Genomic DNA, 15,583 nt, shown 5'->3' with positions numbered 1-15,583 from the left:
AATGGGGAAATTTGTATTTAAATCATTACTCATGTTGATATTTTTATTTGTGGGTGTTCTAATTGGTATGAACAAAGCGAATCAAGGTATGAATGATATGAGAGGTTACAGCGATTCCTCATTCCAGACGCCTGTGAATATACAAACAACGGAAGAGGGTTCTCTCAATGCAGCTGTATTAGGAAACGAATTTTCCTCTTTTAATTTGGATGAGAAAAAGGAGAAGTTGGAAAAGGCAAAATCATTTAACTTTTTTTCGGAAATCGGCAAGTTAGTGGCTGATGTAGTTTCTAGTATTGCCCAAGCAGTTATTAATTTTTTTGCTAGTCTTTTTTAAGTTAACATAGTAAATGGGGACCTGTTTTCGAGTGGGTCAAACTAAGTAGAACATGAGTGAAGGTTGAAGGAAGTTTATCTTTTCAATCTACTGATGTTCTTTTTTATATTCATAAAGAAAAGAGGAAGAAGCGCTTTTCCATTTCACTTTTGCTAATACTGCTGTTATAATTTAGCCTAGCAATCATGTGTCGATTAACAGGAGTGAACGGAATGAATCGTGAAGAGAAGATAAAGAGACGGGAACGGATAAGGAATTTTTCTATCATTGCTCATATTGATCATGGAAAATCCACCTTAGCTGATAGAATATTGGAAAAAACAAAAGCTTTAACAGCTAGAGAGATGAAGGCACAGCTTCTTGATTCCATGGATTTGGAAAGAGAGCGGGGCATTACCATTAAATTAAATGCGGTTCAGTTACAGTACCAAGCTAAAGATGGTGAAGACTATATTTTTCATCTTATCGATACACCAGGACATGTAGACTTTACCTATGAAGTGTCACGCAGTTTAGCTGCTTGTGAAGGGGCTATACTGGTTGTGGATGCGGCTCAAGGAATCGAAGCCCAAACATTGGCAAATGTCTATTTAGCATTAGATAACGACTTGGAAATTTTGCCTGTTATTAATAAAATTGATCTTCCTGCTGCTGATCCAGAAAGAGTTAGGCAAGAGGTGGAAGATGTTATTGGGCTTGATGCAAGTGAAGCTGTACTGGCATCTGCTAAGGCAGGAATAGGAATTGAGGATATTTTGGAACAAATTGTGGAGAAGGTACCAGCTCCAACAGGTGACCCTGATGCTCCTTTAAAAGCACTGATTTTCGATTCGGTGTATGATGCTTATCGTGGCGTTATTGCCTCTATACGAATTGTGGAAGGGACAGTCAAACCCGGAGACAAAATTAAGATGATGGCCACTGGGAAAGAATTTGAGGTATTAGAAGTCGGTGTCCACGCTCCAAAACCAATGCTAGTCGAAGAACTTACGGTTGGTGATGTCGGTTTTTTAACGGCTTCTATTAAAAATGTAACAGATACAAGAGTAGGGGATACGATCACGAAAGTAGACAATCCTGCAGAGGAACCACTACCAGGTTACAGGAAATTAAATTCCATGGTATTTTGCGGACTATACCCCATTGATTCCAATAAATTTAATGATCTCAGGGAAGCCCTAGAAAAATTAGAGCTAAATGATTCAGCGCTTAGTTATGAACCGGAAACTTCACAAGCACTCGGATTCGGTTTCCGTTGTGGATTCCTGGGTCTTCTTCATATGGAGATTATCCAAGAACGAATTGAAAGAGAATTTAAAATTGACCTGATTACGACCGCACCGAGCGTTGTATATAAAGTTTATTTAACAGATGGGTCGGAACTAAAGGTGGACAATCCTTCCAATATGCCTGACCCACAAAAAATTGATCATGTGGAAGAACCCTATGTAAAAGCCTCGATGATGGTGCCAAACGATTATGTAGGAGCTGTAATGGAACTTTCTCAAGCGAAGAGAGGGAACTTCGTCGATATGCAATACCTAGATGATATTCGAGTAAATGTCATCTATGAAATTCCACTTGCTGAAATTGTTTTTGATTTTTTTGATCAGCTAAAATCTCATACAAAAGGGTATGCTTCTTTTGACTACGAAATGATTGGGTATAAACCTTCGAATTTGGTAAAGATGGATATTCTATTAAATAGTGAACAAGTAGATGCTTTAAGCTTTATCGTTCACCGTGATTTTGCTTATGAGAGAGGGAAATCAATTGTTGAAAAATTAAAAGATTTAATTCCTCGTCAACAATTCGAAGTACCTGTTCAAGCAGCAATTGGTCAAAAAATTATTGCGCGTTCTACGATAAAGTCCATGGGAAAAAATGTATTAGCAAAATGTTACGGCGGGGACATTTCGAGAAAACGTAAATTACTCGAAAAGCAAAAAGAGGGTAAAAAACGAATGAAACAAGTGGGGTCAGTTGAAGTTCCACAAGAAGCGTTCATGGCGGTACTTAGACGAGATGAAGACGGAAAATAGGAGCTGCCAAGGGAGATAAGCCCATAAAGGGCTAACTCCTTTTTTTCGTAATTAGGAAGTGGCGAATTTTAAGTGTAAAGCCCTTCATAGATAAGGTGTGATAAGATGAAAGCTGCATATATTCATATACCATTTTGCGAACATATATGTTACTACTGTGACTTCAATAAATTTTTCTTGAAGGGTCAACCTGTTGACGAATATTTACAATCACTTTTTCAAGAATTTAAGATGACCATCGATCAAACGTCAACGAAAGAATTAGAAACCATTTTCGTGGGAGGGGGCACTCCTACAGCGTTAGATGAACGTCAACTTGAGAGCCTTTGTCAAGGTATTAGAGAAGGTCTTCCTTTTACAAAGGGTGAATTTACGTTTGAGGCGAATCCGGGTGATTTATCCAGAGAGAAATTAGAAATTCTGGCTGACTATGGAGTGAATCGCTTAAGCTTTGGTGTGCAATCCTTTAACAATCAATTACTTGAAAAAATAGGTCGTTCCCATCGAGTACAAGATGTATATCGCTCTATTGAAGAGGCACAAGAAGTGGGATTTGAAAACATCAGTATCGACTTGATTTATGCGCTACCGGGACAAACAATAGATGATTTCCAAGATACTCTACAAAAAGCCCTTGCGTTAGATTTACCCCATTATTCTGGATACTCCTTGATTGTTGAGCCGAAGACGATATTTTATAATCTAATGAGAAAAGGTAAATTACCCCTCCCAAGTGAAGACGAAGAGGCTGATATGTATCGCTTATTAATAGAGGAAATGGAGAAGAAGGGGCTCCATCAATATGAGATTAGTAATTTTTCACGAAAGGGATACGAGAGTAAACATAACCTAATATACTGGAATAATGAAGAGTATTACGGTTTTGGAGCAGGAGCACATGGTTATATACAGGGTACAAGATATTCCAATGCTGGACCATTGAAAAAATATATGGAGCCTATTTCGGAAGGCAGGCGCCCTGTCTTTTCTGAAAATACCCCATCAATAAAAGAGAAATTGGAAGAAGAAATGTTTCTTGGTCTGCGAAAAACAAAAGGAGTCTCCGTTTCCCATTTCCAAAGGAAGTTTTCCTTGGATCCTTTCCAGACATTTCGGCCCGCTATTAAGGAAATGACGGAAAGAGACTTGCTTGAAATTCATGATGACCATATTCGCCTAACGGAAAAAGGACGTTTCTTAGGAAATGAAGTTTTCCAAGCATTTCTTCTCTAAGAAAAGCGGAAGGCGGTTGTTCAGGGGCGACAAGCAAATGTTCTTGAATCCTGGAAGGGCGTTCTTCCCTTCCAGGATTCAAGGTTATTTGACCTCGAGCCCCTACCGCCTGCAGCTAGACATTAATCGCAAGCAGGCACCGAAAGTTTGCTAGTCGCTGGGCGCTGAAGCTAGATCCAGTATTAGCCAAATTTTATTTTCTTATCCTCTCTAAAAATTCTTGTGTCCTTTGAGTATAAATCGTTGACATCATCTAGGCATTTTGATACTTTATTTATAGATTTAGCACTCATGCTTATAGAGTGCTAATAGAGGTGATGAAAGTTGTTAACAGATCGTCAATTATTGATATTGCAGGTAATTATTGATGACTTTATTCGATCTGCCCAACCTGTCGGCTCAAGAAAATTATCCCAGAATATTCCTTTTCCAATTAGCTCGGCAACGATTCGAAATGAGATGGCTGACTTAGAAGAGTGCGGATTTATCGAAAAGACGCATACCTCTTCTGGTAGAGTACCTTCTGAAAAAGGATATCGTTATTATGTGGATCATTTATTATCACCACAAGAATTAAAGATGGAAGATATAAATAAAATTCATTCGATATTCAGTGAACGACTTTACGAGCTGGAAAATATTGCCCAAAAATCGGCGCAAATTTTATCAGAGCTAACAAATTATACGGCTATTTTATTAGGCCCTGCTGTACAAGAAAATCGCTTGAAAAGTCTACAAATAGTCCCTTTGAATGACAATAGAGCTGTTGCTATTATCATTACAGACACAGGGCATGTTGAAAATCGACTATTCACCTTGCCTGATGATATTGCGGCTGGGGAAATTGAAAAGTTGGTCAATATTTTAAATGAGAAGCTTTCTGGGGTTCCTATTTCTGAATTAAGGCAAACAATCCATAAAGAAGTGGCAAGTCTCCTTAAGAAGCATATAGAGCGGTATGATTATTTCTTTAAAATTATTTTGGATACAGTCGATTCACCAGCTACGGAACGACTTTTCTTTGGTGGAAAATTAAACATGCTCAATCATTCTGAATTCAATGATATTGAAAAAATTCGTGCGTTCATGGACATGATAGAGGAAGGGAAAGAAATATACGAACTTTTCAAGCACACTCCTAGAGGAATTAATGTTAAAATTGGCAAGGAAAATAATAACGTGATGATGGAAGACTGTAGCCTAATTACAGCAACCTATTCTATAGCGCATGAAAATGTCGGGACGATTGCGATTGTAGGTCCAACTAGGATGGAATATTCGCGGGTCATTAGTTTATTAGATTTCTTGAGTAAAGATATGACTTCAGCCATGACAAAATTATATCGCTAAGGAAAATGCGCTCGATCATGCACAAACGATTGATTCAAGAAGGAAATCAGCTCGATTTCTGCTGATTTCCCATTTCTGTTTTATAAAAACGTAGAGATTATGAAAGTGGGTCAGTGTATTAAAACCTAGCTTTAGAGCTATGAACCATTCCCCTTGAGGGTTTTGTATGGTAGATATTATTTTAAGGAGGTGACTGTGATGGAACAACATACGAATAAGCAAGCTGATAAGAAAGAATTTGAAGATGAACTAGCGAATGAAACTAGCGAAAACACCCAATTTGTTGATGAAAATGCTGAGAGTACGGTTGAACAAACTGAAGAAAAGATAGAAGATGTTCAACAAGAAACGGCCGAAGAGGATAGTAAAATTAAGGAATTAGAAGCAAAGCTTGAAGAGGCTGAAAACCGTTATTTAAGATTATATGCCGATTTTGAAAACTTTCGCCGCCGTGCACGTCAGGAATTGGAAGCTAGTGAAAAATATAAATCGCAAACACTGATCACAGAGTTGTTGCCAGCTATTGATAACTTTGAACGAGCTCTAGCCATTGAACCTGAAAATGAGCAATCAAAAGCTTTATTAAATGGTGTTGAGATGGTTTATCGCTCGATTATAGATGCACTTAAAAAGGCTGGCGCTGAACAAATTGATGCGGTTGGAAAGCAATTTGACCCCAATTATCATCAAGCTGTCATGCAAACTTCTGAGGAACAGTTTGAACCTAACGAAATCGTGGAAGAATTTCAAAAGGGTTATATCTTAAAAGATCGCGTAATCCGACCATCTATGGTTAAAGTAAATCAATAAATCGCTAAATCCTACATAATCTAACAGGAGGTAATATTATGAGCAAAATTATCGGAATTGACCTCGGGACAACAAACTCTTGTGTGTCAGTCTTAGAGGGTGGAGAACCTAAAGTTATCCCAAACCCAGAAGGAAATAGAACAAGCCCATCTGTTATCGCATTTAAAAATGGAGAACGGCAAGTAGGTGAAGTCGCTAAACGTCAGGCGATTACGAACCCTAATACAGTAATGTCGATTAAACGTCATATGGGGTCCGACTTTAAGACGGAAATTGAAGGGAAAAATTATACACCACAAGAACTTTCCGCTGTGATTTTGCAATATCTTAAATCATATGCAGAAGATTATCTAGGTGAAAAAGTTGACAAGGCTGTTATTACAGTTCCTGCCTATTTTAATGATGCGCAACGCCAAGCAACGAAGGATGCTGGTACGATCGCGGGTCTTGAAGTAGAAAGAATTATTAACGAGCCAACAGCTGCGGCTCTCGCTTATGGCCTTGATAAAACTGAGGATGATCAAACTATTTTGGTTTATGACTTAGGTGGAGGTACATTTGATGTATCAATCATGGAACTGGGAGATGGCGTGTTTGAAGTTCTAGCTACTGCTGGTGATAACAAACTTGGTGGCGATGATTTTGACCAAGTGATTATTGACTACCTTGTACAAGAATTTAAGAAAGAAAATGGTATTGATCTTTCTAATGATAAAATGGCTTTACAACGATTGAAAGATGCCGCTGAAAAAGCGAAAAAGGATCTTTCAGGAGTCACTTCAACGCAAATTTCTCTACCATTTATTACGGCAGGAGATGCTGGTCCTCTTCACTTAGAGATTAATTTAACTCGTGCAAAATTTGAAGAATTGTCATCATCCCTTGTAGAAAGAACAATGGGGCCAACTCGTCAATCTTTAAAAGATGCGGGTAAAACTGCTTCTGAAATTGATAAGGTCATTTTAGTAGGTGGATCGACAAGAATTCCAGCTGTTCAAGAAGCGATCCGTAAAGAAATTGGTAAAGAACCACATAAAGGTGTGAATCCTGATGAAGTAGTTGCTATGGGTGCTGCGATTCAAGGTGGAGTCCTTACAGGAGATGTGAAAGATGTTGTCCTACTTGATGTGACACCATTATCCCTAGGTATTGAAACAATGGGTGGCGTATTTACAAAACTAATTGAACGTAATACAACGATCCCAACAGCAAAATCTCAAGTATTCTCTACTGCAGCAGACAATCAAACGGCTGTTGATATTCATGTACTACAAGGGGAAAGACCGATGGCTGCCGATAATAAGACATTAGGTCGTTTCCAATTAACGGATATCCCGCCAGCACCACGTGGTGTGCCACAAATTGAAGTGAAATTTGATATTGATAAAAACGGTATTGTGAATGTGAGTGCGAAAGATCTTGGCACTGGTAAAGAGCAGAATATCACAATCAAGTCTTCTTCCGGTCTATCAGATGAAGAAGTAGAAAGAATGGTCAAAGAAGCGGAAGAAAACTCTGAAGCGGATAAGAAGCGTAAAGAGGAAGTTGAACTTCGCAATGAAGCAGATCAACTCGTTTTTACAACGGAAAAAACATTAAAAGACCTTGAAGGAAAAGTGGATGAGGCAGAGGTCAAAAAAGCGGAAGAAGCAAAAGATGCATTGAAATCGGCAATTGAAAAAAATGACCTTGAAGAAATGCGTCAAAAGAAAGATGCATTACAAGAAATTGTCCAAAATCTCTCTATGAAGCTATATGAAGAAGCAGCTAAGCAAGCACAAGAGAACCAAGCAGGCGAAGCTGGACAAGAAAACAACGATGATAATATTGTAGATGCTGAATATGAAGAGGTTAAGGACGACGAAGAGAAAAAATAAAAGAATTGGTTTGAGAAAAGCCAAAGCCCATTATCGGCTTTGGCTTTTCTTATAAGGTTTGTTATGATGTATGCTTTTAATTCACAATTTAAATATGTTAGAATAAAGTTTATGTGAAAAGATCCGGGAGTGTGTTTAGATGAGCAAAAGGGATTATTACGAAGTATTAGGTGTATCAAAAGGTGCATCAAAAGATGAGATCAAAAAAGCATATCGACGTTTGTCTAAGAAATATCACCCTGATATTAACAAAGAACCAGGGGCAGATGAGAAATTCAAGGAAATAACAGAAGCATATGAAGTATTAAGCGATGACCAAAAAAAGACTCAATATGATCAATTTGGGCATGCCGGACCACAAGGATTTGGCGGCGGTGGTGGCTTCAGTGGAGACGCCGACTTTGGCTTTGGTGGATTTGAAGATATTTTTAATACATTTTTTGGTGGTGGAACTCGCCGTGATCCTAATGCTCCGAGACAAGGGGCTGATCTTCAATATACGATGACTTTATCTTTTGAGGAGGCGGTTTTTGGGAAGGAAACAGTGATTGAAATCCCAAGAGAAGAAACTTGTGAAACTTGTCATGGTAGTGGTGCGAAACCAGGAACTTCTCCTGAAACGTGTTCCCATTGTAACGGGACTGGACAACTAAATGTAGAACAAAATACTCCTTTTGGCAGAATTGTGAATCGCCGAGTATGTCAATATTGTCAGGGAACAGGAAAAATTATTAAAGATAAATGTACAACTTGTGGTGGCGACGGAAAAGTTAAAAAGCGGAAAAAGATTAATGTCAAAATTCCTAAAGGAATCGATGAAGGCCAACAAATGCGTGTAGCTGGTGAAGGTGAACCAGGTACGAATGGTGGACCACCTGGAGATCTATACGTGGTATTCCATGTGCAAAACCATGAGTTTTTTGAACGTGAAGGCGATGATATTTATTGTGAAATGCCGATTACCTTCGCTCAAGCTGCTTTAGGCGATGAAATTGAAGTTCCTACACTTTATGGAAAAGTAAAACTAAAGATTCCGGTAGGAACACAAACAGGAACAACATTCCGTTTACGCGGAAAAGGAGTACCGAATGTTCGTGGTTATGGTACAGGGGATCAGCATGTTCAAGTAAAAGTAATCACACCGACTAAGTTAACTGAACAACAAAAGCAACTTCTCCGTGATTTTGCTGAACTTAGTGGAAATACACCTGATGAGCAGCACGAGAGTTTTTTCGATAAAGTGAAACGAGCTTTTAAAAGCTGATGATAGGGAACGAGGCGGTTTTTAATGAAGTGGAATGAAATTTGTATTCATACAACCAATGAAGCGGTGGAGGCAATAAGTAATATTCTCCATGAAGCGGGAGCAAGTGGAGTCGTCATTGAGGATCCTCTAGAACTAACGAAAGAACGTGATAACTGGTTTGGGGAAATCATTGAATTGAACCCGGATGATTATCCCGAAGAAGGGGTAATCATTAAGGCGTATTTGCCCATTAATAACTTTATTGGTGAGACAATTGATTCCATCAAAAAAGAAATTTCTGACTTGGTTCAGTATGATATTGATATTGGAAAGAACCATGTTACCACAACAGAGGTAAAAGAAGAGGACTGGGAAACGGCTTGGAAACAATATTATCACCCTGCCAAGATCTCCAAGCGATTTACCATTGTTCCTACTTGGGAAAATTATCAAAAGGTGGAAAGTGATGAGCTCATTATTGAGTTAGATCCTGGGATGGCTTTTGGTACTGGTACACACCCAACTACTGTCATGAGCATTCAGGCCTTGGAAAAAACAGTAAAAACGGGTGATACAGTCGTTGATGTTGGCACAGGTTCCGGTGTTCTAAGTATTGCGGCGGCTTTGCTAGACGCAAAGAACATTATTGCTCTTGATTTAGATGAAGTCGCAGTGGAATCAGCCAAAGAAAATATTCAATTAAATCACCTGCAAGGAAAAGTAGAAGTCCGAAAAGGTGATTTATTGACAGGTTTAACGGTGAAAGATGTAGATGTCCTTGTAGCCAATATATTGGCTGATATCATTGTCCGTTTAGCAAAGGACGCTTCATCTATTGTTCGTAAGGGTGGATATTTTATTACATCAGGTATTATCCTAGCTAAAAGACAAGAAGTTAAACAGGCATTGGATGAAGCCGGATTTGATATTGTTGAAACACTCGTAATGGAAGATTGGGTCACTTTCATTGCAACAAAAAGATGATGGAGTAAAATTATGCAAAGATACTTTTTAAAGGAAACATATAATGGACAAAAATCGGTTATCCTTTCAGATGATGACTATCACCATATTACTCATGTTATGAGAATGAAAGTAGGAGCCACCTTTTGGGTTGTCTTCTCCGATTCAAAAACGGCATTAGTAGCACTTGAATCAATCAGTGATTCAACGATAGAGGCAAGGATTATGGACTGGGAAAGAGAGGACAAAGAGCTTCCTGTCCGTGTAACGATTGCGAGTGGCTTGCCGAAAGTTGATAAATTGGAATGGATCATTCAAAAAGGAACAGAGCTGGGTGCAGTAGAATTTACTCCTTTTATTGCAGAAAGGTCCGTAGTAAAATGGGAAGAGAAAAAGGCAAAAAAGAAATTGCAAAGATGGGAAAAGATTGCGAAAGAAGCTGCTGAGCAATCTCATCGACAATTTTTACCTTTAGTTCAATCTCCGGTAAAATTAAAGGAGATTGTTACATACAGTCAAAATTTTGATTGGAAGATCCTTGCTTTTGAAGAAGCGGCAAAAGAAGGGGAGAAAAGTCAATTTGCTCAGACCCTTTCGGAAATGAAACAAGGAGATCGGATTTTAATTGTTTTTGGTCCGGAAGGTGGCATAACAGATCAAGAGACGGAATTTCTTTTGGAAAATGACTTTAGAATTTGTGGACTTGGCCCGAGAATATTACGAACAGAAACAGCGCCGTTATACACTTTGGCGGCCATTTCTTATCATTTTGAATTATTGAGGTGAAGATATGTCTAGTGTTGCTTTCCATACTTTAGGTTGTAAAGTAAACCATTATGAAACAGAAGCTATTTGGCAATTGTTCCAAAAACAAGGGTATGAACGTGTCGATTTTGAAAGTAGGTCAGATGTATACGTCATTAATACTTGTACAGTAACAAATACTGGAGATAAAAAAAGTCGTCAAGTGATCAGGCGAGCGATTCGAAAAAATCCTGATGCTGTTATTTGTGTAACTGGATGCTATGCGCAAACATCTCCAGCTGAAATCATGGCGATTCCTGGAGTCGACGTTGTCGTCGGTACGCAGGATCGTGTCAAAATGCTTGAATATATTGAGCAATATAAACAAGAAAGACAACCGATCAATGGTGTCGGCAATATAATGAAAAACCGTGTTTATGAAGAATTGGATGTTCCCTCTTTCACAGATCGGACTCGAGCTTCTTTGAAAATCCAAGAAGGATGTAATAATTTTTGTACCTTCTGTATTATTCCATGGGCCCGTGGCTTAATGCGTTCCCGTGATCCCAAAGAAGTCATACGCCAAGCTCAACAATTGGTGGATGCAGGTTACAAAGAAATTGTTTTAACAGGCATTCATACAGGTGGATATGGAGAAGATTTAAAGGACTATAATTTGGCAGCCTTATTACGCGACCTTGAATCACAGGTTAAGGGACTGAAAAGATTACGTATTTCCTCTATTGAAGCAAGCCAGTTAACAGACGAAGTGATTGAGGTACTGGAGAAATCAAAACTTGTTGTTCGCCATATGCATATTCCGCTTCAATCCGGTTCTGACACCGTATTAAAAAGAATGCGTAGAAAATATACAATGGCTTTTTATGCTGAACGACTTGAAAGACTGAAAAAGGCTTTACCAGGCCTAGCCGTTACTTCGGACGTGATTGTTGGATTCCCAGGAGAAACAGAAGAGGAATTTATGGAAACCTATCAGTTTATAAAAAAACATAAGTTCTCTGAGCTTCATGTCTTCCCTTATTCCATGAGGACAGGAACTCCCGCTGCAAGAATGACCGATCAAATTGATGAAGATGTGAAAAATGATCGCGTCCATCGATTGATTTCCTTATCAGACCAGCTCGCAAAAGAATATGCTTCACGTTTTGAGAATGAAGTTCTTGAAGTGATCCCTGAAGAGCCTTATAAGGAAGCTCCTAAGAGTGGGTTATATGAAGGATATACGGATAATTACATGAAAGTAGTATTCCCGGCAACAAAAGATATGATCGGGAAATTAATTCGCGTCAAAATTACGAAAGCGGGTTACCCATACAATGAGGGGAAATTCGTTAGAGAAATGGACGAAGTACAAGAAAAAGATTCTATGGCTATGTAAAGAAAAAGCTATCCCATTGCGGATAGCTTCTTCTTTGTCAAAATCTCTACGGGCTTTTCAGGTGACGGTGCAACGGTCGAAGATATAGAATTAATGAGTTCTGTCATAGGGGAAGAAGAAATGGGAATCAAGGCATCTGGTGGAATTAAGACGAAGGAAGATGCGTATAAAATGTTGCAAGCAGGGGCGACCCGTATTGGCACAAGTTCCGGAGTCGCCATCGTCCAAGGCTGATTGTTATTTACCATGAAGCCAGATAATATACTGTCCGAATTTTCGAGCAAATGGCAAGATAAGAAAAGAAACGATTGTATTATAAAGTACACTTGCATGAGCTAGTTGTGTAGCTGGTAGATCTGAAAGCATAGAACTTGCCTGGCCTAAAATGGAGATGAAAGGTAAAAAGATGACGGCACCTATTAAGTTTAGCCAGATATGAGCGTAGGCGGTAAGTCTTGCTTCGTTTCCGGCTCCGATACTTGCCAATAATGCGGTGGCACAGGTACCAATATTTGCGCCGATCATAATCGCAATGCCTGTATTTAAGTCAAAAGTACCAGAAGTTAAAAAAGTCATGGCAATTCCTGTCATAGCGGTGCTTGATTGAATGATCGCGGTTAAAAAAGTTCCGGTGAGAAATGAAATAGCGATATTATTCTTCATTAATTCAATGAGTTTTTCCATCATTGGAACATCTTCTATGGAGTTGGCTAATATTTCAAATCCGTTCATAGCGGCAAAAATGATGGCGATCCCTAGAAAAATATAACCACAGCTTTTCAGTTTCGTATTTTTAAAGAATTGTAAGAGGACTCCTCCAATAATGAAAGGGATAATCAAATGATTCAAATCAAAGGTAAGAAACTCTAAAGTGACGGTCGTCCCGATATTCGTACCAAGAATGATTCCGATTGTTTGAGGAAAGGTTAAGATTCTAGCTGAGACAAGCCCCACCGCAATGACAGTGACGGCGGAACTACTTTGAAGTATGGCCGTCATAACAATTCCTGCTAGCATTCCCATAAATGGAGAGTTTGTGAACTTTTTTAGCCAAATTTCCATTTTGCTACCTGACAAATTAAAAAGTCCCATTCTCATCCATGTTATACCTAATAGAAATGTACCCGCTAATAAAGCGAAAATCAATAAATGCAGCATGTCCATCCCCCTTAAGACTATGATATGGGCGAAATAGGGAAGACATGCCAACAAGAATGATGTACTGATAATTAAATGATTAAATGAAAGATTGTTGACCATATATTCACGTTATTATATAATTGCATGGTACATGGGTTTCCCGTGTATGGACATGTGATTGTAATGTTCGGAGGGAGGGAAAGAGAAATGTCAAAAACAGTTGTTCGTAAAAACGAATCGCTTGAAGATGCTCTTCGCCGCTTTAAACGTACAGTTTCTAAAACTGGTACTTTGCAAGAATATAGAAAGCGCGAATTTTATGAAAAACCAAGCGTAAGACGTAAGAAGAAGTCTGAAGCAGCAAGAAAACGTAAGTTCTAAAGAGGGTGCGATCATGAGTCTTCATGACAAATTAAATGAAGATATGAAACAAGCGATGAAAAGCAAAGAAAAAGACAGGTTATCTGTCATTCGAATGCTGAAAGCAGCTATTCAAAATGAAGCCATTAAGCTCGGAAAAAAACAATTAACCGAGGATGAAGAATTGACAGTTCTTTCTCGTGAAGTGAAACAACGCAAGGACTCCCTCCATGAATTTGAAAAAGCAGGTCGTGACGACCTTGTAGCAAAAATTCAAAGCGAACTTGTTTTTGTACAAGAATACATGCCTACTCAACTGAGTGAGGAGGAAGTGGAAGCGATTGTCTCTGCTGTTATTGCAGAAACAAATGCCTCTTCGAAAGCAGATATGGGTAAGGTCATGGGTGTACTAATGCCAAAGGTAAAAGGCAAAGCGGATGGCTCATTGGTTAGCAAACTTGTTCAAAAACATTTATCATAATGAAACCCAAAGGCGGAATCGACGTTACGGATGAACGGCCAAATTCGTCACATATTCTGTAGCGAGACCGTTCAGATCCACATCTTGTGGGTCGCCTGAAAAAGCTGATAAGCGATAGCTTGTCAGCTTTTTTTCACCTATTTTGCATCGAAAATCCTCGGTTATCATCACGTAAAGCTTTTTGCATATAATACCTGCAAAAAAAGTATTTTTGAATCCTTTTCTTAGTCTTAGTCGTATGAAAGATAGATATGCTTTGGAAAGGGGGAAAAATGATGAGGAAAGTTTTGATTGCCGTATGTCTCTCTTTAGCTGCCATTCTCGCGTTTGTGCCTGCATCTGCAGAGGGGGAAAACCCTAATGTTTATGTCATACCGATCAAGGAAGATGTGACAAAAGGTCTCGAGAAATATTTGTATCGTGCAATCAATGAAGCGAAGGAAGCCAATGCGGATGTCATTATTTTTGATATGAATACCCCGGGTGGTGCCGTAGATGCGGCAATGGACATTGGTAATCTTATATTAGATACTGATATAAAAACCGTCACATTTATCAATTCTCGAGCCTTATCGGCCGGTTCGTATATCGCCCTTCATACGGATGAAATTTATATGACATCCAATGCGACGATGGGCGCTTCCGCCATAATCAATCAAGATGGCAATACAGCCGGAGAAAAAGCGGAAAGTATGTGGGTTGCTGCAATGGAAGGGGCTGCGAAACAAAAGGGGCGTGATCCTGAAATTGCGAAAGCGATGGCGATCGGAGATGTCTCCCTTCCGGAGCTCAAAAAAGAAGGCGATTTATTGACTTTGGATACGGAAAATGCCTTGAAAGTTGGTTATTCAAAGGGTACGATTAAAAATATGGATGAGCTTTTAACGACATTAGGATATGAAGGAGCAGATACGCAGACAGTTCCAAGTACCTTTGCGGAGTCGTTAGCAAAGTTAGTGACAAATCCGGTTGTTGTACCCATACTATTATCAATTGCTAGCTTAGGTCTTGTATTAGAACTTTATACACCAGGATTTGGTGTCGCTGGTGGGATGGGATTAACAGCCCTCATCCTGTTCTTCTACGGGCATTATATCGCTGGTCTAGCGGGGTATGAAACCACGATCTTGTTTGTTCTCGGAATCATCTTAATTGTTGCAGAGTTTTTCCTTCCAGGAGGAATTGCCGGTCTCTTGGGAGCTGTAGCGATCATCGGCAGTATTATTATGGCGGGGCAGGATACTGTCTATATGGCGATTTCCGTAATCATTGCACTATTCCTTGCTGCGGTGGCCATCATTATTATGATAAAGGTGTTTGGTAAACGAATGAAATTTTTCAAAAAACTCATTTTAACAGATTCTACAAATACGGAGAGCGGCTATGTCTCAAATGTTAATCGACTTGATTTGATTGGTCGAGAAGGAATTACATTGACCGATCTAAGGCCATCCGGTACAGTTGTGGTGGATGATGAGCGGATCGATGTAGTGGCAGAAGGAAGTTATATTGAAGCCAAAACAAAGGTTAAAATTATCAAAGCAGAAGGTTCAAGAATTGTTGTTCGCGAAATATAGCATAAATACATTGATTTAGGGAGG

Annotated in this window: 14 protein-coding genes and 1 pseudogene; 14 read left to right on the top strand and 1 reads right to left on the bottom strand. The window is 39.1% G+C overall.

All coding sequences use genetic code 11. From position 1 onward, the window contains the following. Position 1: 1 nt before the first annotated feature. From KI363_RS00780 to KI363_RS00730, 11 genes and pseudogenes are all read left to right on the top strand, one after another. Positions 2 to 337: a DUF3679 domain-containing protein gene (locus KI363_RS00780; RefSeq protein ID WP_246516647.1), complete on the top strand. Its 336-nt coding sequence runs from the start codon at positions 2 to 4 to the stop codon at positions 335 to 337. A 212-nt stretch (positions 338 to 549) separates the two neighbouring features. After that, positions 550 to 2,379 (top strand): translation elongation factor 4, encoded by a 1,830-nt coding sequence (gene lepA, locus KI363_RS00775; protein WP_212964897.1) that lies wholly within the window; start codon positions 550 to 552, stop codon positions 2,377 to 2,379. A gap of 105 nt (positions 2,380 to 2,484) precedes the next feature. Beyond that, a complete protein-coding gene (hemW, locus tag KI363_RS00770) occupies positions 2,485 to 3,612 on the top strand; it encodes a radical SAM family heme chaperone HemW (protein WP_212964895.1) in 1,128 nt (375 codons plus the stop codon). A gap of 324 nt (positions 3,613 to 3,936) precedes the next feature. Then, a complete protein-coding gene (gene hrcA / locus KI363_RS00765; RefSeq protein WP_158322832.1) occupies positions 3,937 to 4,962 on the top strand; it encodes a heat-inducible transcriptional repressor HrcA in 1,026 nt (341 codons plus the stop codon). 198 nt (positions 4,963 to 5,160) lie between these two features. Beyond that, on the top strand, positions 5,161 to 5,772 hold the full coding sequence (gene grpE / locus KI363_RS00760) for a nucleotide exchange factor GrpE (protein WP_158322834.1): 612 nt from the start codon (positions 5,161 to 5,163) through the stop codon (positions 5,770 to 5,772). Between the two features lie 38 nt (positions 5,773 to 5,810). Then, positions 5,811 to 7,649, top strand: coding sequence for a molecular chaperone DnaK (gene dnaK, locus KI363_RS00755; RefSeq protein ID WP_212964893.1), 1,839 nt, complete (start codon positions 5,811 to 5,813; stop codon positions 7,647 to 7,649). A 139-nt stretch (positions 7,650 to 7,788) separates the two neighbouring features. Beyond that, positions 7,789 to 8,913 (top strand): molecular chaperone DnaJ, encoded by a 1,125-nt coding sequence (gene dnaJ / locus KI363_RS00750; protein WP_212964891.1) that lies wholly within the window; start codon positions 7,789 to 7,791, stop codon positions 8,911 to 8,913. A gap of 24 nt (positions 8,914 to 8,937) precedes the next feature. After that, positions 8,938 to 9,879, top strand: a complete 942-nt coding sequence (prmA, locus tag KI363_RS00745) for a 50S ribosomal protein L11 methyltransferase (protein ID WP_212964889.1) — start codon at positions 8,938 to 8,940, stop codon at positions 9,877 to 9,879. A 12-nt stretch (positions 9,880 to 9,891) separates the two neighbouring features. Further along, positions 9,892 to 10,644 (top strand): 16S rRNA (uracil(1498)-N(3))-methyltransferase, encoded by a 753-nt coding sequence (locus KI363_RS00740; protein WP_212964887.1) that lies wholly within the window; start codon positions 9,892 to 9,894, stop codon positions 10,642 to 10,644. 4 nt (positions 10,645 to 10,648) lie between these two features. Beyond that, positions 10,649 to 12,001: a tRNA (N(6)-L-threonylcarbamoyladenosine(37)-C(2))-methylthiotransferase MtaB gene (gene mtaB / locus KI363_RS00735; protein WP_212964886.1), complete on the top strand. Its 1,353-nt coding sequence runs from the start codon at positions 10,649 to 10,651 to the stop codon at positions 11,999 to 12,001. 33 nt (positions 12,002 to 12,034) lie between these two features. Next, positions 12,035 to 12,235, top strand: a pseudogene (locus tag KI363_RS00730) (deoxyribose-phosphate aldolase); the annotation flags it as partial. 3 nt (positions 12,236 to 12,238) lie between these two features. Here KI363_RS00730 and KI363_RS00725 read toward each other — a convergent pair. Then, the gene (locus KI363_RS00725; RefSeq protein WP_158322847.1) at positions 12,239 to 13,159 is read right to left on the bottom strand and encodes a Na/Pi symporter; all 921 of its coding nucleotides are present in this window, start codon (positions 13,157 to 13,159) and stop codon (positions 12,239 to 12,241) included. Positions 13,160 to 13,348: 189 nt separating this feature from the next. Between KI363_RS00725 and rpsU the strand changes: the two genes are divergently transcribed. From rpsU to KI363_RS00710, 3 genes are all read left to right on the top strand, one after another. Then, positions 13,349 to 13,522, top strand: coding sequence for a 30S ribosomal protein S21 (gene rpsU, locus KI363_RS00720; protein WP_057983047.1), 174 nt, complete (start codon positions 13,349 to 13,351; stop codon positions 13,520 to 13,522). A gap of 13 nt (positions 13,523 to 13,535) precedes the next feature. Then, positions 13,536 to 13,982 (top strand): GatB/YqeY domain-containing protein, encoded by a 447-nt coding sequence (locus KI363_RS00715; protein ID WP_158322848.1) that lies wholly within the window; start codon positions 13,536 to 13,538, stop codon positions 13,980 to 13,982. A 275-nt stretch (positions 13,983 to 14,257) separates the two neighbouring features. Continuing rightward, on the top strand, positions 14,258 to 15,559 hold the full coding sequence (locus tag KI363_RS00710) for an NfeD family protein (RefSeq protein WP_212964884.1): 1,302 nt from the start codon (positions 14,258 to 14,260) through the stop codon (positions 15,557 to 15,559). Positions 15,560 to 15,583: the final 24 nt, after the last annotated feature.

This window comes from Lederbergia ruris (genome assembly GCF_018332955.1).
Classification (GTDB): Bacteria; Bacillota; Bacilli; order Bacillales; family Bacillaceae_C; genus Lederbergia; species Lederbergia ruris.
Note: the sequence above shows the minus strand (reverse complement) of the source record. Positions and strands in the feature narration are given on the sequence as shown.